Origin of the sequence: Streptococcus ratti FA-1 = DSM 20564 (assembly GCF_000286075.1) — a bacterium.
In the GTDB taxonomy this organism is placed as follows: Bacteria; Bacillota; Bacilli; order Lactobacillales; family Streptococcaceae; genus Streptococcus; species Streptococcus ratti.
On record NZ_AJTZ01000003.1, the window covers coordinates 128003 to 146653 of the forward strand.

Consider the following 18651-nt stretch of genomic DNA (forward strand, 5'->3'; position numbering starts at 1 on the left):
CCATATACATTTTACTTCTTAAAGTTTATCACTTTATTTTTTAAAATCAATTTTTTAGTTTTTTCTGGTCAATCTGCTAAATAGGTTTTCAGATCAGGCATTCGTTTTTCAGCATCAGTCAGTCCTAAACGATATTATCTCATCAAATTTTTCAGGATTTTTCTCCAAACGGCCGATTTCAACCGTACGGCTGGGGCGAAGAACAAAGAGTTCCCTGCTTTCTTCCAGGTTAATAATATGCTCAACTGTCGCATTGTAATGCTCAGGACGCCTCGAAGCTACTTTAATAAAGTTTGGGTATTTGCGGTAGAGGAGCTTATATATTCGACCGCTGGACGGTTTTTTGCGATAATCAATGGGCCGTGTTAAAACCACAATCAGCTTATCAAAGCCTAAACTTCTGGCAAAATCAACCGGAATAGAGTCAGCTAGACCGCCGTCCAGATACTTTTTGCCCTCCCATTCGACAATTTTAGAAGCTAGAGGAAGAGCCGAGCTGGCCCGAAGAGCTTCCATTTGTTTAAAAACGTTTGTAATTTGGATATAGTCAGGCTTGCCGGTTTCTATATTCGTCGCTGCTGCATAAAAAGGAATGTTCGCTTTCTCAAAAGCCTCTTCATCAAAAACATCTAACTCCATGGGAATCTTATAATAAGTGAAGTCCTTATTAACCACATTGCCGGTTGTCAGCCAGCTGCGCAGCCCCATATAATTAGGGTAAGAGATATATTTTTTATTGTAACGCAGGGCACGGCCGCGCTGGCCTGATACATAATTAACCCCAAAAAGAGCACCCGCAGACACCGCAACAATGCCATCAACCTTAATCTTTGCATCTAAAAAGGCATCCAGCACACCAGCCGTATACAAACCGCGCATGCCACCGCCTTCTAAAACCAAACCAACAGACATCTTATCCTTCCTTTCACCAATCAATTGTCCTTATTATAACAAAAGCTTGCCGAAAATGCGGAAAACTAGAGCTGATTTTCACAGGCAAGCCCCTCTCATCAGCCAAACACAAAGCACTGTTTTTGAAAAAACAGAACAATGAGCCTGACTTACACTATTGTTGACTCTTGATATGAAAAAGAAGCCGAAACAAACGTTTCAGCCTCATATACTTATAGTTCTGCAATCTGATACAATTCCAGTTCTGCCTGTGTTTCAGCGCCAAACATGTTAATCATGATTTTGACTTTATTGTTTTCAATTTCAACAACACGGCCTTCCTGTCCCATAAAGGCACCGTCAATAATTTGAACCACATCACCTTCTTTGATGTTGGTATCGATGACATCCACCGTTTGCCCCATTGACAGAAGAATAGAACGAATTTCTTCTTCAAGCAACGGTGTTGGTTTAGAACGGTTCCCGTGCGAACCGACAAAGCCGGTAACGTTCGGTGTGTTACGCACGACAAACCAAGCTTCATCTGTCATGACCATTTCAACCAAAACATAACCTGGGAAACGATTTTCTTCAACTTCTTTTGATTTTCCATTTTTCTCAACATTGACAGTTTGTGTGGGAATTTCCACGCGCAGGATATTATCCAGCATGTTGTAGGTCTGGGCGCGCTGCAAAAGATTTTCCTTAACCTTATTTTCATAACCTGAATAAGTTTGCAAAACAAACCAGCCCTTATCAAATGAATCTAACATAATAATTGCCTCCATTATAAAAAAGCCTATGCGGCTTTTGAAACTTTTGTTATATTATACCATAAAAGTGTCAAAAACGATAGGCTTTTTTGTATTCTTGGCAGCAAAAGCGGGGCACAGCCAAGCCTTCCCGCTTTCCACAAATGAATCAGCCAAGAAGTCTAAGATCCAGCTAGGCTCGTAAGAGATGCTGCTTAGATTTTCTTCATGCCAGGTAGTTAAAAACGATTCAACAAATCTGTTAAAGCAAGGTTCAGCAGCTTATCAAATAAAAAGATAAGCAGGGCAAAAAATGCTGAGTATTCAAGAATCGAAATAAAATCATGCCAAGACTGCTTGCGCGTCGGCCAAGTGGTATTTTTTAAGACGGAAAATACGCCTCCGATAAATTTCATCCTTCCTTCTCCTAACGTGTTTCTTTGTGCAGTGTGTATTTCTTACAATGTTTACAAAACTTATTAACTTCCAGCCGATTGGGTTTAGGATTGCTGCTCACTCCGATAGAATAGTTGCGCGATCCGCATTCCACACAGGCTAGACTTGCTTTTTTCTGTGCCATAATGCCTCCATAGCTTCCTTATTTTAACATGGTTCAATTATTCTTGCAAGTTTACTCAAAATAATTGACGACCTTGTCCCAAAGATTTTTAGCCTTGTCTGCCAGATTGGCATCATCCACTTGCTTCTTGATTGAGTCTGTGGCATTTTTTGCCTTTTCCCGGATACTGTCAATGATGTCTTGAGAGCCTGTGTTGGTTGCATTTGAAGTATCATCTGGGTCATAGGTTGATTCAATGCCGTCTTGTAAGTAGGCATTTTTAACCTTGAATTCCGTGCCTTTCGTATAAGGGAGAATGTAACTGGCCTGAGTACTGAAGATATTTGAGGCCGTTCCCGAACTGGAATCACTCAGGTAATGCTTTTCATCGGTCTTATTAAAACCTAACCACTGGCTAATAACAACATCCGGTGTATAGCCGATGACCCACTGGTCGCTGGCAAGGTTGGCATCAAAGTTAGTTTCTGTGGTCCCTGTCTTTCCAGCTAAGGTATAACCGTAGACATTAGCATTAACTCCAGTACCGTTAGAAAAGGTGCCAAGCATCATACTGGTCATTTTATCCGCTACCGATTTACTGATGACACGCTTATCATTCGGTGTAAATTTCTTTAGAATTTCACCGCTGGCAGTCTCAATCCGAGTGATAAGATGGGCTGTCGGCATAACGCCGCCATTGGCAAAAGCCGCATAGGCCTGAGCCATCTCCAGCGGATTGGTTGTAACGCTGCCCCCTAAGGCGACGCCCAATTCTCTCTTAGCATCATCCATATTTAAACCAAACTTCTTGCCATAAGAGAAAGCTTTGTTAATACCTAATTTATCAAGGGTATACACAGCAGGGATATTATAAGAATTAGCTAGAGCCTGATACATAGGCACATCTTCTGTTTCAATATTGCCGTAGTTATTCGGCTTATAGCCGTCAAAATCTCTGGCTTTATTTGGAAGAAGCTTATCTATAGACCAACCTGAAGCAACAGCCGGAGCGTAGACCGTCAAAGGCTTAATGGTTGAGCCCGGACTTCTGCTGGATTGTGTTGCATAGTTATAGCTTCTAAAAGTGACATCCTCGGTACTGTTCACCCGGCCGACCAAGCCTCTGACACCGCCGGTTTTGGGATCAAGAGCCACACTAGCAGCCTGAGCACTGCTATTATCATAAGGCGAAACAGGAAAGAGACTATCTTCATCAAAAGTCTGCTGCATACCGGTCTGGTAGTTCTGATCCAGTTCTGTATAAATTTTGTAGCCATTATTGACAATGTCTTTTTCACTAATGCCATAAACAGAGCTGGCTTCACTGATGACAGCATCAAAGTAAGACGGATACTCATAGTCATCTGTTTTAGCCACATAGGTATCATTCAGGCGATTGCCCATACCGACACTTTGCGCTTCATTAGCCTGATTTTGGGAAATCTTGCCGGCAGCTACCATATTTTGCAAGACTGTATCGCGCCGGTTGGTTGCATTTTCAATAGAATAAAGGGGATTATAAATTCCAGGCCCCTTAAGCATACCCGCCAGAGTCGCTGCTTCATCAAGTGTCAGCTGAGCAGCTGTCGTCCCAAAATACTTTTGACTGGCATCTTCAACCCCCCAGACACCATTGCCAAAATAAGCATTGTTCAGATACATGGTCAAGATTTCTTTTTTACTGTACTTTTTCGTCAGTTCCAAAGCCAGGAAAAACTCCCGCGCCTTTCTTTTAACAGTCTGTTCCTGAGTCAAGAAGGCATTTTTGGCTAACTGCTGGGTAATGGTTGAACCGCCGCCGGAATAGCCTAAAGTAACGATAGCTAAAAGCATCCGTTTGTAATTAATACCGCTGTTTTCGTAGAAACTTCTATCTTCTGTTGCAATAACAGCATTTTCCAAATCGTCCGAAATCGCATCCAGCTCGACATAAGTCCCCTTTTGCCCATAAAGAGAGCCGGCCTGCTTTTCATTCTTGTCATAAATGACTGTTGTTGCTTTCAAAGCCTGCTGCAAATTGGAAACATTGGTCGTTTTGGCAAGATAAAAAAGATAAGAGCCTGTCAAAAGGACAAAGATTCCAAAAGCAATCAGCAAAATTTTTCCAACATGATAACGGCGCCAGTACCTGCGCACCAACCCATTTTTAGCCAGACCAATCTTACTTAAGAAGGTATTGAATTTACCAGTGTCTGCCTTTTGACCGTAACTGCGATGATAGCCGCTGTCATCTGCTTCGTCTTCCTTGACTTGGGCGGCAGCTTCCTCTTTCTTGCGGCGTTCCTGTTCAGCCTGATATTGTTTGGGAAAAAATTTCTTTTTTAACAACTCTAATATACTCATGTCCCTATTATATCAATTTTGACGAAAATGATATAATAAAATCATGACTTTTACTGTAAAAATTACCACTCCCTATCCTAAAGGGACTGTTAAAGAGCTTTTAGAGGAGCATTTGCTGATTCCAAGGAAAATCAGACATTTTCTAAGAATCAAGAAACATGTTTTTATTAATGGTCAAAATATTAATTGGCAAAGCCCTGTTAACACAGGAGACCTCATTGAGTTAATCTTTGATGATAATGACTACCCGAGCAAGACTATTCCCATGGGCAATAAAGATCTGGCAGACTGCCTTTATGAAGATGAACATCTGATTATCGTCAATAAACCCGAAGGGATGAAAGTACACGGCAATGAACCTAGAGAAATCGCTCTTTTAAACCATGTGTCCAGCTATACAGGACAGACCTGCTATGTTGTCCATCGGCTTGATAAGGAAACCAGCGGGGCTGTCATGTTTGCTAAGAATCCTTTTATCCTGCCTATCGTCAATCGGCTGCTGGAAAACAAACTCATTCAGCGTGAGTATTGGGCCTTAGTAAAAGGTCAGTTTCCTCAAAAAACAGCTGTTTTTAAAGAAAAAATCGGGCGTGACCGGCATGACCGACGTAAACGGCTGGTGGATCAAAAGCACGGTCAAACAGCCCTCACCCACGTTTCACTCTTAAAGTATTTTCCCAATAATACCAGTCTAATCAAATGCCAGCTCCAAACAGGCCGTACCCACCAAATCCGTGTTCACCTGGCTTACCATGGCTATCCTCTGATAGGAGATCCTCTTTACAGTAAGCAAACCGCCGATAGGCTCATGCTGCATGCCCATCAATTAAGTTTCATACATCCTTTAACCTTACAGAAAATAACCGTGCGAACACAATCAGACAGCTTTGAAAAAGGGAGTGGGAAAGAACCCAAAAATTGAAAATTTTGGTTCGTCTTCCCACCCCCGCACAGTTGGCTAGGTTTTCCGCTTTGGCCTTGTGGCAAAAGGAAAACCAGCCAACCACTGCGCCAAGAGTTTATTCCAAAACAGGAATATTGGACAAGTTTTTGCCCAGCCTCTTTTTTCTGCTTTGACTTGGTATAGCAGTAAAACCGACTGGGCTTTGCCAATACAGCTAAATTCAAAAACTTCCAGTTCCTATTTTTTATTCAAACTGATACCTGTCTTAGGAGCACCGCTGGTATCATCGGTTTCCCAATAAACAGTTGTAATGCTGCTGCCATTAATTTTAACACCGTAGGTGTACTGATCATCAGCACCGATATCATCCAAAACGGTAAAGGCTGCTTTATCGCCGGATTGATAGTAATAGCGATAAGTGCCGTCCGATGTTTTTTCAGTTTTTTCAACCTTAGCCGTTTTTGTCGTATCCTCTTTCTTATCATCCTTATAATCAGTCTTTTTCGTTACAGTTCCGTCTTCTGAGAAGGTCATAGTCACTGTCTTATCATCTTCCTTGGTCTCCCAAGTTCCTATCAGCTCCTCAGGCAGCGGTGTCGGACTTTTTACCTGATTATCCTCGCCGACCATGGTTGGACCGCTAATTGATTTAATAATAGTATAACCTTTTGCTGTTTTTTTCACCCTGATTTGACCTGTAAAGCTTTGCAGCAGATGACCCGAGGTCTTCTTTTCTGAGTCTGTTGCTTCATCATAGTAATAATCATAGGTAGATGCATAAGACAGACTGTAAGTTTTAACACCTGTTTGGTGCAGGTCGCTCAGCGTCACAGAGGTAATGGCAAAGCTAGACGGTTTTCGGCTGTCCGTTACCATTTTTTGCTTGATACTGCCTTTTAAAGCACTGTAAAACTGATTGGCTGTGCCTTTTTCAAAAAGAGCAGCCAAATCTGCAGGATCCTGCCCGCTGGTAGCATAGGCAGAAAATTTTTCAAAAGCAGACTTCAGCAAATTCTGAGCAGTCGCATCGTCCAGCTGATCAGGAACATCCAGCTGAACTGTGCTGCCATCAGCAATATCAAGGAGCGACTGTTTCTTAGATTTTATTTCACCGTCTGAAAAAGTCTTTTTAACATAGACAGCTTTGCTTCCCATAACGGGGTAATCACTGACCGCATATTCGCCGTTAGAAAGAGAAGAAATCTTCTTTTTGCCAAAATAAAGATCACCATTTGCAAGATTGCTTTTGACCGTGAAATTCTTAAAGGCCAAAGTCATATCAACTGTCTTATGCTTGCCATCATAATCTTTACTGAATTCAACTTCTTTTCCATTGTGTAAACCACTCAGTGTAAAACGATAGTCCCCCACCGGTAAATGCTCAAGAGTCAGCTGATAGTGATCAGAATCACTGCTAGCAACCTTCTTATCATTTAAAAGGACATCCAAATTTGCAACATTTGTTTTTAACTTTAATTTTAGCGGCTTCATTGCTAAGCGATAGTCTGAAAAAAAGAAGAATCGGCGCCCAACACGTTTGAGGTAAACAGTATCAGAAGCATCAGCCGCCAATAGTTTTTGGCGCAGGCTGCGCTGGGCAGCTTTTGTTTTCAGGCGCGAAAACTTGGTATACTGAGCTTCATCATTGGTAATCAGCTCATTGGTATCATCCCAAACCATGTATTCCTTGATGTTTTCAAAAGTCTTGCTTGGAGCGCTTCGAGCCTTGATATAGCGATCCAGTGTAGCTGTTTTAGAATAATGAAGACTTCCCCATAAACCAAAGATGACTAAAAGAACCCCAATAATCACGAGAAGTGTACGTATGGGCTTTCTTTGGAGCAGTTTTTGGCCTTCCTTCTTCATTCTTTCAAAAAGCGGCCCCAGCAGCTTTTTGAGCTTTTGAATGACTAGCTGCCACTTTTTCTTTAAATTCTCCATTTTTTACTCCTCACCACTAAAAGCACTGACTGCGCTTCAATCGATTGTTATCAACCCTTTATTCTTACTATCCTTCTAGATCAAAAGAACGGCAGAGTCTAAGCGGATGCCTTTCAGGAATCAGACTTTTAAGCTATTATCGCATTATACTGTTTTTCTTTTTTTAAATTATAACAAAATGATAACAAAACAATCAAAATCAACTGTTTTTTAGATAAATATCCTCATTTCTTCTCATTTATAATCGGCTGAATACTTCATTTTACCTATCTGTGCCAGTCCAGCAAAAAAGCGAGGCGGCAACACCAATAATGATCTTTCTGTCTCACTCCTATCAAACTAATTGCTCTTAAGTATCTGACTTTGTTGTCAATCAGTATTGTAAACAAACAAGCCTGCAGAATTTCATTGATTCTGCAGGCTTGTTTTCTGATTTTATTTTAAATTACATCATGCCGCCCATCATGCTTGGATCCATGGCTGGAGCTGCAGGAGCTTCTGGTGCTGGATGATCAGCTACAACTGCTTCTGTTGTCAGAATAAGGCTTGCTACAGAAGCCGCATTTTGCAGAGCTGAACGGGTCACCTTCACAGGGTCAATGATGCCTTCTTTAATCATATCAACCCACTCACCATTGGCAGCATTGAAGCCTGTTCCTACAGGGCTGTTCTTCAATTTGTCAATAACGACCGAACCTTCATAGCCAGCATTCTTAGCAATTTGGCGAACAGGTTCTTCCAAGGCACGCAGAACAATATTGCGGCCTGTTGCAGCATCATCTTCCAAGTCAAGGGCAGCAACCTTTTCAATTACATTGATAAGAGCGGTACCGCCTCCTGATACAATACCTTCTTCAACAGCAGCACGTGTCGCATTAAGCGCATCTTCAATACGAAGTTTCATTTCTTTTAACTCTGTTTCAGTAGCTGCTCCGACTTTAATGACAGCAACACCGCCTGATAATTTAGCTAAACGTTCTTGCAGTTTTTCACGGTCAAAGTCTGAAGTTGTTGTTTCAATTTGCGATTTGATAAGTGCAACGCGGTTTTCAATAGCTTCCTTGCTGCCTGAACCTTCAACAATGACAGTTGTATCCTTATCAATTGTGACGCGGGCCGCTTGGCCTAGAGCATCCATTGTCGCATTTTTAAGTTCGAGACCAAGGTCTTCTGTAATGACAGTTCCGCCAGTTAAGATAGCAATATCTTCTAACATAGCCTTACGGCGGTCACCAAAGCCGGGAGCCTTAACAGCCACAACATTGAAGGTACCGCGGATTTTATTTAAAACTAAGGTTGGAAGAGCTTCACCATCCACATCATCAGCAATAATCAAAAGCGGACGATTAGTTTTAAGAACTTCTTCCAGCAAAGGAAGAATATCTTGAATGTTTGAAATTTTCTTATCGGTAATTAAAATATAAGGATTTTCCAGATCGGCAACCATTTTTTCATTATCTGTTACCATGTATTGAGACAGGTAGCCGCGGTCAAACTGCATTCCTTCAACAACGTCAAGCTCAGTTTCCATGCCGCGTGATTCTTCAATCGTGATAACACCGTCATTGCCAACTTTTTCCATAGCTTCAGAAATGTATTCCCCGACCTTTTCAGAACGTGAAGATACAGCAGCAACCTGCGCAATAGCTTCCTTACCAGAAACAGGCTGAGCAATAGCTTTCAAACCGTCCACAGCTGTCGCAACGGCAGTTTCAATTCCGCGGCGGATGCCGATTGGATTGGCACCAGCTGTTACATTTTTAAGACCTTCGCGAACAATCGCCTGAGTCAAAACAGTCGCTGTTGTCGTACCGTCACCTGCAATATCATTGGTTTTTGAAGCAACCTCTGAAACCAGCTTGGCTCCCATATTTTCAAAATGATCTTCCAATTCGATTTCCTTAGCAATGGTTACCCCATCGTTAGTAATCAAAGGAGAGCCGAATGACTTTTCAAGAACCACATTGCGTCCTTTAGGGCCTAAAGTCACCTTAACGGTATCTGCCAAAGTATCTACGCCGCGTACCATAGCGGAACGGGCATCTGCTGAAAATTTAATATCTTTTGCCATAATCTAATCCTCTTTATCTAAATAATATAAAATCTAATAATTGTCAGTCTCATCAGACGCTTTTTAGCGCCAAAACCTTAAAACTGCAATATTACATTTTCAGATATATGTTACAGACCTTCTAATTAGTCCTGAACGACCGCCAGAATGTCTGCTTCACGAACAATGAGATAGTCCTTGTCACCATCTTTAACAGGTGTTCCCGCGTGACTTTCAAGCAAGACAGTATCACCTTGAGCGATACTTGGAGCAACTAAGTCACCGCTCAATGTACGAATACCTTCACCAACAGCTGCTACCCTTGCCTTTTGCGTCTTATCTTGGCTGGTACCGGCAAGAACAAAGCCGCCGACTGTTTTCTCTTCTTCTTTAATCAATTGTACGACCATTCGGTCTCCTAAGGGTTTTAACATAACATACCTCCGTAGATTTTTTAGCACTCTTATTCATCGAGTGCTAATTACAATTATTATTGTATCACTTGGTCAGAAATAGTCAAGAAAAAAACTCTACCTTTCGGTAAAGTTTTTTTACTTATTTGGACTCAGAAAGTTTCAGCTTTTCTTCAAAATCATCAACAACCTTCTGAACATTGATCCGACCTTTATAAATACCATAGCCAAAAATCAACATGGCCAAGATACCCAGAACTGTCAAAACAATGCCAATAATAAGTCCGATCAGATTAGCTGAAAAGGAATAAATCAAGACAACTCCGATACTGGCAATGATAAACATCAAGGTAAACCAGCGGCCCAGATTTTCAATCATATGCTTTTGATAAGCTATTTCTTCTTCATAGCCTTTGATAAATTCTTCTTTTGTCAGCATAATCTCTCCTTTTTAACTTAGTATTTCAATCCTGGATCGAAGAATCCTGTCAAGACACCAACAAGAGCAATGACTACTAGCAACAGCATAACTTTGATTGGTGACATATTCTTCTTAGCCATCAGCCACCAGCAAAATACAGTGAACAAGGCTGTCAACAATCCTGGATAGACGCCGTCCAATTGATCTTGGAGCACCAAGAAAGCTTTGCCGGAAGAATTTTTCAGTTCAAAGGCAGTCTTAATAGGTACCCAAGTTGCCGCTACCGCACCGACAACCATACCGCCGACAATAGCTACGGCTTTACGAATGGCTTGTCCTTGAGGACCAACCAGAACTTCAACTGCCTTATCTCCCAATTCATAACCTTTGAAGTAGGCAAAGCGCATACCAAAGTAAGCCAGAAGGTTCCAGACAACGATATAAAAGATTGCGCCGACTGGTGAACCACCCGTTGACAAACCAAGAGCAATTCCTAGGATAATTGGAATCAAAGTACCGACAACCAGAGAGTCTCCGATACCGGCAACTGGTCCCATCAGACCAGCACGCAGACCATTGATGGTTTCATCATCAACACCGTCAGCACCGTTGGCACGCGCTTCTTCAAGACCCGCAGTAACACCGACAATAAGGGAACCCAATTGCGGTTCAGTGTTAAAGAAGGCTGTATAAGTTTGCATTGAACGAGCTTTGTCGTCTTCATTGTCATAAAGTTCTTCAACGATTGGCAGCATAGAAGTCAGGTAACCAAAAGTCTGCATATGCTCTTGTGAGAAGCAGGTCAGGTTACCATAGTACCAATGATGGAAGGACTTGCTTAGGGTTTTCTTTGAAATTTTCTTTTGAGCCATCTTAGATATCCTCCTCATCGTCATCAAAATCTAAGCTATCTGCACCGACTGCTGCCGTAGCTTTAGCATTTTTAGCCATTTCTAATTCATAGAACAATACAGCAAAGATTAGGGAAATTACGGCACATGATACCAGATTCAATCCCAGTGAAGCTGCTAAAGTAAATCCAACAAAGAATGGAACAAAGTCAACAGCTTTTTCAACAATTTGTTTCAACAGAATGGCAATCCCTACACATGGCAGAAGAGAACCAACGGTAAAGAGGGTTTTCATTGGGATACCGTCCATTGGCAGAGCTTCTTTCAGAGCTGTAACAGCATCTGCTCCCAGTTTACACATAATCAAAGTTGGGATAAATGAGAAGACGATATGAGAAATCCAAGGGAAGCCCCAGTCTACTGCATACAGTTTTTTATAGTCTCTTTTTTCAACAGCTCTCCAGCCGATGTGCTGCCAAACCAGATTCATAGTAGCTGTTCCGTAGAAAAGCACGGTACCAATGGTTCCTACCAGAGTACCCATTGATTTTGCAAGGTTAGCTGCATCAGCTGAATTAGCGGACAGTCCTTGCGAATGAATAGCGACCATTGCCAAAGGAATACCGATGTAAGACACTGCACGAACATCGGCCGATACCGTACCGCCAGGTGTTACCAAAGCGATGTAAACCAGCTGCATAGCAACCCCGCAAACGATACCAGTCTTAACATCTCCAAGAACCAAGCCGCAGACCAAGCCGCCGACTAAGGGACGGCCTAAAGTGTAATTACCAATGGTAGTACCACCCAGACCGGGCATTGAAGACAAACAGGCAAACAAGCCAAGAATGGCTGCTTGTAACCAAGAAATTGTCATAATATTTCTCCTTCTTTCTACCTTAATAACCAAATTTAGATTTGAAATCAGACCAGTAACCGATGGAAACATCCGGCAAAAGCTGGAATTTTACTTTATAGCCAGCTTTTTCAATAGCTTCAATAGCATCCGCTTCTTCCTGAGTAATTGACTGGTTGTTGCCGAGCTTAACAGCACCTGGACGGTCATTGGCAGGGCCGACGATAATTTCTTTCACATCTCCCGGAACAAAACCTTGATCAACTAAAATTTCTTTCATATCAATAGGATTTTTAGTGATTAGGAAGTAGCGGCTGTCTGATTCTGATACTTTCTGTGATTTTTGAGCGAAGGCTTCCTTAGTCCAAACAAAGGTCTTCTTGTCTGAAGCTCCTTTATAAGCTTGGATTAATACCTTGTTTTTAGCAGCAGCATCATTAACGGCAATCAAGCCATCACATGGATACTCCTTAGCCCAGCGTGTTACAGTTTGACCGTGAATCATACGATCATCAATTCTTACAAATGATACAGTCATTTTCTTCTCCTTTATTAGATGTCATCATCGTCGTCATCTTCGTCATCAGAAGTGACCTTGAATTCCTGCAAAGCACTTGTCGCTTCACCCAAAACAGTTGTTACAAAATCTGATCCTTCAAGCATATCTTTCATAACCACTGCATTCACTGCCATTGGCAGGTTCATTCCGCCTAGAACAACGGCATCATCCAGTTTGCCTAATTCTGCCAGAACATTGCAGGCCGTTGTCAAAGGACTGCCGCCGACAATATCAGCCAAAACGACCACTGAATCTTCTTCCTTAAGCTCTGAAAGAGCTGCTCTGAAGGATTGAGCAAAATCATCTACAGATTTGCCATTTTCCAAACCGACAGCTATCACTTGGTCAATCTTATCTTCAGCAAACATGGCTAAAGACGTTTTTAAACCCTGCGCAAAACCGCCATGACTTACAAGTATTAGGTATTTCATGACTACCCCCTACCTTCTTTTAATTTCACCCTTATTTTATAATGTTTGAAAACGCTTTTGCAGTGTCATTTGTCATTTTTGACCACCTGACAAATGTCACTCGCCAAATGACATTTGTCAGGTAATCCCTATCAACGCCCAACAAAGCTGTCTGAAACGTAAAAGCACCACTAAAGGAAAAGCAGACTGATATAGCGTAAAAGAAATTATAAGGGCAGCAAAAAGCGAACAGCTGATATTGTAAAGTTTGCTGTCCGCTTTACTAATCACTGCCTTGCGATAAAAGAGACATTTTTTATTTCAGCTCATCCTCAATGTCTTTTTGAATATCTGATAAATCACTTTCAACAGTGTCATCTTCCAAAGACTTAGTGATGAGATAGCCCGCCTTTTCATAGATGGTGTTATAGGACTTAAACCTAGGGGCCGTTGTCGCTTTTTTCAGTATGCTGTCAAGCGTGTTTACCGTCAAAGCCCTGGCTCCAAAACTATCATTTTGCAAGAGATTCTTGCTTTCCTGGCTGTTCATTACCGATTTTAAGACAGAAGCTCCCTGTGAGTCTTCAAAAAGTTGCTGCTGGGTCTTTTTATCTGCGCACAAAAGCTTCAAGAATTCCCAAGCCAGCTTAGACTGGGACGTTTTAGCAGATATGGCATATAAAGACGTGCTGGATTGAGTCCTTGCTAAGGATGATTTCTGAGAGGGCATTTCAACGCAGCTCCAAGAGAAGGAAGAATATTTAGAAACATGATAAGGATAAGGTTTATAGGTTCTATACTGAGCTAAAGTCATAGGGAAAAAGGCTACCCTGCCTTCATCAAAATCCTTAAGTGTTACACGGTAACTGCCATTTAGATTCTTTAATTTCGTAACCAAGGATAAGGCTGTGCGAACTTTCTTCGTGTTGAAATACGCTTGTGTTCCCGTCTTATTAAATAGTTCGATGTTATAGGCTGCCAGAGCCTCTTCCCAGCCATAGCCAAAACTGCCATACTGGTCAATAACACCGTCACCGTCAGTATCCTTAGTGACTTTTTTACAAATATTATAAAAATCTGCTATTGTCCAATCCGAAGCGGGCAGCTTTATGCCCTCTTTTTTTAATAAATCAATGTTAATACACATCATGACGGGATTGCTTTCAAAAGGAAGAGCAAACTGATTTTGACCAAAGTGTCCGGCCTTATAGGCCGAAGAATAGAATTGAGAGGTATCCAGTTCCTTTTTAATGCGGCCGTCCAAATTGGCCAGAGCCCCTGTCGAAGCCAAAAGATTAAAATCATTTTCAGGAACTACAAAGACATCCGGCTGTGTGCCCTCAACAATCTTTCCGGACAGCCAGGAAGAATAATCCTCTTTTAAAATCCCGCTTTCATATCGAACCTCAACATTAGGGTGCTTCTTTTCAAAACGGCTGATAGCTTCATCTAAGAATTGGTATTCTTTGCCGCTGGGAACATCCCAGCTGCTGCCGGCATAGACACCTAAGCGCAAAATTTTCTTTTGCCTTGATTGAAAGACGAAAAAGCTCAGCATGGCTGTTAAAATGACCAAACCGCCTATCAAAGGAAACTTGCGGCGCCTAATCCATTGTTTAATCATTATCATCTCCAAAGTATCTGCTGGTAACGCCTGTCTGCACAGCCCAAATAGCTAGCTGCGTCCGATCACGCAGATTTAACTTGGACAGAATGGTTGACAGGTAATTGCGAATCGTTCCCTCCGACAGGAAGAGTTTAGCTGCAATTTCTTTATTAGAGAGACCAAAGCCAATTTGCTGAATAATTTTCCACTCTGCCTTGGAGATATTCTCAACGCTCTTTTCCTGCACCTGAATGGCTGAATTCGACTGGGCCATCTGAGAAAACAATTTGACAACTTTCGTTGCAACATCCGGATTAATCATGGCATTGCCCTTATTGACTGTCACAATGGCCTGATGCAGATCTTCCATTGAAATGCCCTTTAAAATATAGCCCGAAGCACCATACTGGAGGGCCTTGAAAATAAAATCATCATCGTCAAAAGTTGTCAGAATAATGATTTTGATATGAGGATAATTTTCCTTGACTTCCTTGGTACATAAAACCCCATCCATCTTTGGCATGCGGATATCCATCAGAATGACATCAGGCTGGCTTTTCTTCAGGCTCTCTAAAACCTCAGCACCGTCAGCAACAGCACCGACAACTTCAATATCCTTATAAGATGATAGAACAATTTTCAGCGATTCTCTAATGAGCTCTTGGTCGTCAGCAATAAGTACTTTAATCACTTTTCTTCTCCTTTTTTCTTGGGGATAATGACAGTGGTTTGAAAACCATCCTGACTTTCAAAACTGGCGTGTCCGCCAATGATAGCTAGACGTTCTTGCATCTGCGTCAGTCCATAACCCAGTTTTAGCTCCTTACAGCCCAAACCGTCATCCTTGATTTTAATGATGTAGGAATCTGTATTGAGCATTTCAATCCTAACATGGCGTGCATGGCCGTGGCGCAAAGAATTAGTAATGGTCTCTTGGATAACACGGAAAATAATGTCCTCTTTCGTTATATCTAAATCAACATTATCCCATTTATAATCTAGGCTGACCTGCAATTTGGACAGATTCTCATAATCAGCAATCATCTTCAGGAGAGCTTCTTTTAAACTTCCCTTTTCCAGTGCTCCGGGTCTCATTTTTTCCAAGGACCTTCTGACATCTTGAATACCCTCCCTGACAACGTCAGAAACATTTTTCAGCTGTTCCTTAGCATGGCTGGGATTTAAATCCACTAGAACACTGACCGCATCAATTCCTGCTGAGATACCTGTTAAAGCATGTCCTAAGGTATCGTGAATTTCTCTGGCAATACGCTTACGCTCTTTGTCCTCGGCAATTTTTTCAGCCAGAGAGACATAATCGTTCAATTCTGTATTAGCACGCGCAGCCATGCGCAGTTCTTCCTCAATCTTGTGATTCTCAGCAATTGAGTACATAATATAAGCTACCAGTGATACGATAAAAACGATGATATTTAAAGAATAAAGAAAGTTTTTAATAAAGAGTACAACCAGACGGCTGGTGCTGGGGAAAAAACTAATGTAAACGTCCAAAGACGGCAGTTTCATGACTAGGGACAGAAGATCAAAATTAGATATCAACAGCAGGCCGAAGCCCAGAAAAACAAAGAGCAGCCAGTACTTTTGTTCCTTGACATTATAGAAATTAGCGTAGCTGTAAAAGACATCCGCAAATACCAAGAGAAATAAGCCATTATAAGAAAACTGCAAGGAAATAAAGGTGAGAATAATCAGCATAACTTCCGCAGCAATCAGCCAATCGTTAATTTCTTCCTTCTTATTAAGGATGCTTTCGCGATAAAACATAACTATTAAGAACAGGGCAAAGAAGAATATGGTCGAAAAAAAGATGCTTTCAGGAGCTGTGGGAACAACATCTAAATTGTCCAAAAGGACATGGCTTAAGTTTTTGGCAACAATATACTTACTGGCAAAAAGATAAACAAAAGCATAATAAATCACTGCAAGCAAATTGATAAAAATCAAAGCCTGCTTGGCATATTGACTGTATTTTAAGTATTTATAACTATTCATTACTGCCACCCTGCTAGATCAGCTTCCCCGATGTTCTTTTTTGTCAGCAGCTGAACTGGTACAATAATTTCTTTGGGGTACGTTTGATTCTTGGAAAGTTTAGAAGTTGCTTTGATAACTTCCTGCCCCATGGTATAAGGGGACTGAGCAACAGTCGCTTGAATTTCCGGAGTCGCAGCAAGCAGACTTTTCATATCAGGAGAGCCATCAATGCCATAAATCTGCGTGTCAGCCATCTGCTCTCCCTTGATAGCAGCCAAAGCGCCGATAGCAGCTCGGTCATTAAGTGCCATCACCGTATCAAAGTCAAGACCATCCTGAATCAGTTTTTTGACCTTGGGCATGGCAATCTCAGTCTGCCCTAAGCTGTCAATCCGAGATACAATTCGGTAGGCTTTGTGTTTTTTGATAGTATCGAGAAAACCTTGAATCCTGCTTGTTGCAGACAAAGCATCCCGGTGTTCTAAAAGCAAAATATCAGCACTTTTCTTCGTCTTCATCATCTGCTCAGCACATAAGACGCCTGCCTTATAATTATCGGAAACAATTGTGGTATCAACAGCTGAGCTGTCTTTAAACTGGCTGTCCACCGCTATCACTTTAATTCCCTCTTTTTTAGCCTTTTTGAGACTGGCAATCAGCTGTCTGCTGTTGCTATCCACTGGATTAATAATGATAACATCAACCTTTTCCCTGATGAAAAAACGAACCTGTTCAACTTGTTTTTTGATACTGAGAGCCGGATCGCGTGTGTAGAGCTGATCGTGCCGCTCATTAACACTTTTTTCAACTTCAGCATTCAGGTACTTATAAAAATCATTATTCATGGTCATATATGTAGCACCAATTTTTGTTTGCTGGGGAAAAACGGGTGCTTCTTTGTAATGGAAAAATAAGACACAAACCACTGCTGTGACAAAAAGGCAAGCCAGAAGCTTGAGAAGCTGTTTGTATTTCATATCTTCCTCCCTGTCTTTACAATCATCCTTAAAAAATATCTAGCAGATTAAAACGAGAATTTTTACAAATCTTTCTTCTTGAAACATTTACAGCGTCCTGTCTATTACCTTAGTTTAACACTTTCAGCTATCCATGGCAAACATCATTAAGTGCTCTAAAGACAGACGGCTTTTGATACAGATTGGACTCTTGAACAGTTTTTTTATCTGCCTGATCATATCTGGACGAATCAGAGAGGGGACAGACAGCCATGATTGCGGCGCAATCATCCGCAAAGCAGACTGAAAGTCACATAAAAAACTCTCTCAGGATAAAATCCTAAGAGAGCAGATACAAGATATTGCAAAGTAAACCAAGTCGCAGCTGGCAAGAGGCGCTCCGATAAGCAGTTTAAAATCCGGCCACGCAGCCAATAGCCCTAAAAAACCAAATTTACGTGTCTTTTAATGGAGGTCCTGCTGGCCGGCTTTAAAATGGCAGTTCCTCCTCTTCAAGAACCAGATCAGCCAATTCATTTTCAGCATTGTTTTCGCGCATAGCCCGCTGAGCCCGGCTTTCAAGCAGCTGAAAAGAATGTCCCAAAACCTCCGTCACAAAATGCGTAACCCCGTCTTTTTCATATCTTCGAGTGCGCAATTCGCCATCAAGCGATAAAAGACTTCCCTTGCTGCTATATGAGACTAGGGTCTCAGCTAATTTCCCCCAAAAAACAATCTGAATAAAATCTGCCTGCCTCTCACCATCCTGTCCTTTAAAGCGGCGATTGACAGCTATGGTTACGCGCGACACTGTCTTATCGTTAGCCGTTTTAACAGCCTCCGGTACTGCTGTTAAACGGCCAATCAAAATAACTTTGTTGTACATCATTTTTCCTCCTGCTTTATTATTCGAAAAAGCAGACAAAAAAATGACAGCACACATAAAAAATACTACGAACAGGTTTAATAATCGCTGACATAATACCGATTAGGCAATCTTGGGTCGAACTTTTCTCCTAACTGACAGCAGGCAGGCAGACCTTCCCCCCACTAATTTGATTATAGCTTGTCGAGCCTAATCCCCATTTCCAGATATTCAAGCAAATTTTTGCTCAACGGCAATTTTTGACTCTATGCCAGCTAA

General features: G+C 41.6%; 18 protein-coding genes and 1 pseudogene. 1 reads left to right on the forward strand and 18 read right to left on the reverse strand.

Annotated features, from left to right (window positions below; genetic code table 11):
* Positions 1 to 68: 68 nt before the first annotated feature.
* The 5 genes and pseudogenes from SRA_RS01350 to pbp2a form a co-directional block, all read right to left on the reverse strand.
* Positions 69 to 912: pseudogene (locus tag SRA_RS01350) on the reverse strand (patatin-like phospholipase family protein).
* A 212-nt stretch (positions 913 to 1124) separates the two neighbouring features.
* Positions 1125 to 1664, reverse strand: coding sequence for a transcription termination/antitermination protein NusG (gene nusG, locus SRA_RS01355; RefSeq protein WP_003086790.1), 540 nt, complete (start codon positions 1662 to 1664; stop codon positions 1125 to 1127).
* Between the two features lie 218 nt (positions 1665 to 1882).
* Positions 1883 to 2059 carry a preprotein translocase subunit SecE gene (secE, locus tag SRA_RS01360; RefSeq protein ID WP_003086793.1) on the reverse strand — a complete coding sequence of 59 codons (177 nt, stop codon included), beginning with the start codon at positions 2057 to 2059 and terminating at the stop codon, positions 1883 to 1885.
* Positions 2060 to 2070: 11 nt separating this feature from the next.
* Positions 2071 to 2223 carry a 50S ribosomal protein L33 gene (gene rpmG, locus SRA_RS09875; RefSeq protein WP_003086794.1) on the reverse strand — a complete coding sequence of 51 codons (153 nt, stop codon included), beginning with the start codon at positions 2221 to 2223 and terminating at the stop codon, positions 2071 to 2073.
* A gap of 51 nt (positions 2224 to 2274) precedes the next feature.
* Positions 2275 to 4545: a penicillin-binding protein PBP2A gene (gene pbp2a, locus SRA_RS01365; protein WP_003091354.1), complete on the reverse strand. Its 2271-nt coding sequence runs from the start codon at positions 4543 to 4545 to the stop codon at positions 2275 to 2277.
* Positions 4546 to 4588: 43 nt separating this feature from the next.
* Here pbp2a and SRA_RS01370 point away from each other — a divergent pair, with 43 nt between their 5' ends.
* A complete protein-coding gene (locus SRA_RS01370; RefSeq protein WP_003086797.1) occupies positions 4589 to 5467 on the forward strand; it encodes an RluA family pseudouridine synthase in 879 nt (292 codons plus the stop codon).
* A gap of 219 nt (positions 5468 to 5686) precedes the next feature.
* Here the strand turns inward: SRA_RS01370 and SRA_RS01375 are convergent, their stop codons facing one another.
* From SRA_RS01375 to SRA_RS01435, 13 genes are all read right to left on the reverse strand, one after another.
* Positions 5687 to 7390: a zinc ribbon domain-containing protein gene (locus SRA_RS01375; RefSeq protein WP_003086799.1), complete on the reverse strand. Its 1704-nt coding sequence runs from the start codon at positions 7388 to 7390 to the stop codon at positions 5687 to 5689.
* 445 nt (positions 7391 to 7835) lie between these two features.
* Positions 7836 to 9461 carry a chaperonin GroEL gene (gene groL / locus SRA_RS01380; protein WP_003086800.1) on the reverse strand — a complete coding sequence of 542 codons (1626 nt, stop codon included), beginning with the start codon at positions 9459 to 9461 and terminating at the stop codon, positions 7836 to 7838.
* Between the two features lie 125 nt (positions 9462 to 9586).
* Positions 9587 to 9874, reverse strand: a complete 288-nt coding sequence (gene groES / locus SRA_RS01385; RefSeq protein WP_003086802.1) for a co-chaperone GroES — start codon at positions 9872 to 9874, stop codon at positions 9587 to 9589.
* Between the two features lie 121 nt (positions 9875 to 9995).
* Complete coding sequence (locus tag SRA_RS01390; RefSeq protein WP_003086804.1) at positions 9996 to 10292, reverse strand: hypothetical protein; 297 nt, start codon at positions 10290 to 10292, stop codon at positions 9996 to 9998.
* A 17-nt stretch (positions 10293 to 10309) separates the two neighbouring features.
* Positions 10310 to 11146 (reverse strand): PTS system mannose/fructose/sorbose family transporter subunit IID, encoded by an 837-nt coding sequence (locus tag SRA_RS01395; RefSeq protein ID WP_003086806.1) that lies wholly within the window; start codon positions 11144 to 11146, stop codon positions 10310 to 10312.
* 1 nt (position 11147) lies between these two features.
* The gene (locus SRA_RS01400) at positions 11148 to 12002 is read right to left on the reverse strand and encodes a PTS mannose/fructose/sorbose/N-acetylgalactosamine transporter subunit IIC (protein ID WP_003086807.1); all 855 of its coding nucleotides are present in this window, start codon (positions 12000 to 12002) and stop codon (positions 11148 to 11150) included.
* A gap of 22 nt (positions 12003 to 12024) precedes the next feature.
* A complete protein-coding gene (locus SRA_RS01405) occupies positions 12025 to 12519 on the reverse strand; it encodes a PTS sugar transporter subunit IIB (RefSeq protein ID WP_003086809.1) in 495 nt (164 codons plus the stop codon).
* A gap of 14 nt (positions 12520 to 12533) precedes the next feature.
* Positions 12534 to 12971 (reverse strand): PTS sugar transporter subunit IIA, encoded by a 438-nt coding sequence (locus SRA_RS01410; protein ID WP_003086811.1) that lies wholly within the window; start codon positions 12969 to 12971, stop codon positions 12534 to 12536.
* Positions 12972 to 13266: 295 nt separating this feature from the next.
* Positions 13267 to 14574: an ABC transporter substrate-binding protein gene (locus SRA_RS01415; RefSeq protein WP_003086812.1), complete on the reverse strand. Its 1308-nt coding sequence runs from the start codon at positions 14572 to 14574 to the stop codon at positions 13267 to 13269.
* A complete protein-coding gene (locus tag SRA_RS01420; RefSeq protein ID WP_003086814.1) occupies positions 14567 to 15247 on the reverse strand; it encodes a response regulator transcription factor in 681 nt (226 codons plus the stop codon). Before SRA_RS01420 ends, SRA_RS01415 begins: the two co-directional genes overlap by 8 nt.
* A complete protein-coding gene (locus SRA_RS01425; protein WP_003086816.1) occupies positions 15244 to 16569 on the reverse strand; it encodes a sensor histidine kinase in 1326 nt (441 codons plus the stop codon). Before SRA_RS01425 ends, SRA_RS01420 begins: the two co-directional genes overlap by 4 nt.
* Complete coding sequence (locus tag SRA_RS01430; RefSeq protein WP_003086818.1) at positions 16569 to 17528, reverse strand: sugar ABC transporter substrate-binding protein; 960 nt, start codon at positions 17526 to 17528, stop codon at positions 16569 to 16571. Before SRA_RS01430 ends, SRA_RS01425 begins: the two co-directional genes overlap by 1 nt.
* Positions 17529 to 17997: 469 nt before the next feature.
* On the reverse strand, positions 17998 to 18393 hold the full coding sequence (locus tag SRA_RS01435) for a single-stranded DNA-binding protein (RefSeq protein ID WP_003086820.1): 396 nt from the start codon (positions 18391 to 18393) through the stop codon (positions 17998 to 18000).
* Positions 18394 to 18651: the final 258 nt, after the last annotated feature.

What these genes read in the sequence shown, in the direction of transcription:
- SRA_RS01425 (WP_003086816.1), bottom strand. Translation starts at nt 16,569, where the DNA reads ATGAATAGTTATAAATACTTAAAATACAGTCAATATGCCAAGCAGGCT.
- SRA_RS01375 (WP_003086799.1), bottom strand. Translation starts at nt 7,390, where the DNA reads ATGGAGAATTTAAAGAAAAAGTGGCAGCTAGTCATTCAAAAGCTCAAA.
- SRA_RS01410 (WP_003086811.1), bottom strand. Translation starts at nt 12,971, where the DNA reads ATGAAATACCTAATACTTGTAAGTCATGGCGGTTTTGCGCAGGGTTTA.
- SRA_RS01395 (WP_003086806.1), bottom strand. Translation starts at nt 11,146, where the DNA reads ATGGCTCAAAAGAAAATTTCAAAGAAAACCCTAAGCAAGTCCTTCCAT.
- SRA_RS01415 (WP_003086812.1), bottom strand. Translation starts at nt 14,574, where the DNA reads ATGATTAAACAATGGATTAGGCGCCGCAAGTTTCCTTTGATAGGCGGT.
- SRA_RS01400 (WP_003086807.1), bottom strand. Translation starts at nt 12,002, where the DNA reads ATGACAATTTCTTGGTTACAAGCAGCCATTCTTGGCTTGTTTGCCTGT.
- nusG (WP_003086790.1), bottom strand. Translation starts at nt 1,664, where the DNA reads ATGTTAGATTCATTTGATAAGGGCTGGTTTGTTTTGCAAACTTATTCA.
- pbp2a (WP_003091354.1), bottom strand. Translation starts at nt 4,545, where the DNA reads ATGAGTATATTAGAGTTGTTAAAAAAGAAATTTTTTCCCAAACAATAT.
- rpmG (WP_003086794.1), bottom strand. Translation starts at nt 2,223, where the DNA reads ATGGCACAGAAAAAAGCAAGTCTAGCCTGTGTGGAATGCGGATCGCGC.
- SRA_RS01435 (WP_003086820.1), bottom strand. Translation starts at nt 18,393, where the DNA reads ATGTACAACAAAGTTATTTTGATTGGCCGTTTAACAGCAGTACCGGAG.
- SRA_RS01430 (WP_003086818.1), bottom strand. Translation starts at nt 17,528, where the DNA reads ATGAAATACAAACAGCTTCTCAAGCTTCTGGCTTGCCTTTTTGTCACA.
- groES (WP_003086802.1), bottom strand. Translation starts at nt 9,874, where the DNA reads ATGTTAAAACCCTTAGGAGACCGAATGGTCGTACAATTGATTAAAGAA.
- SRA_RS01390 (WP_003086804.1), bottom strand. Translation starts at nt 10,292, where the DNA reads ATGCTGACAAAAGAAGAATTTATCAAAGGCTATGAAGAAGAAATAGCT.
- SRA_RS01370 (WP_003086797.1), top strand. Translation starts at nt 4,589, where the DNA reads ATGACTTTTACTGTAAAAATTACCACTCCCTATCCTAAAGGGACTGTT.
- secE (WP_003086793.1), bottom strand. Translation starts at nt 2,059, where the DNA reads ATGAAATTTATCGGAGGCGTATTTTCCGTCTTAAAAAATACCACTTGG.
- groL (WP_003086800.1), bottom strand. Translation starts at nt 9,461, where the DNA reads ATGGCAAAAGATATTAAATTTTCAGCAGATGCCCGTTCCGCTATGGTA.
- SRA_RS01405 (WP_003086809.1), bottom strand. Translation starts at nt 12,519, where the DNA reads ATGACTGTATCATTTGTAAGAATTGATGATCGTATGATTCACGGTCAA.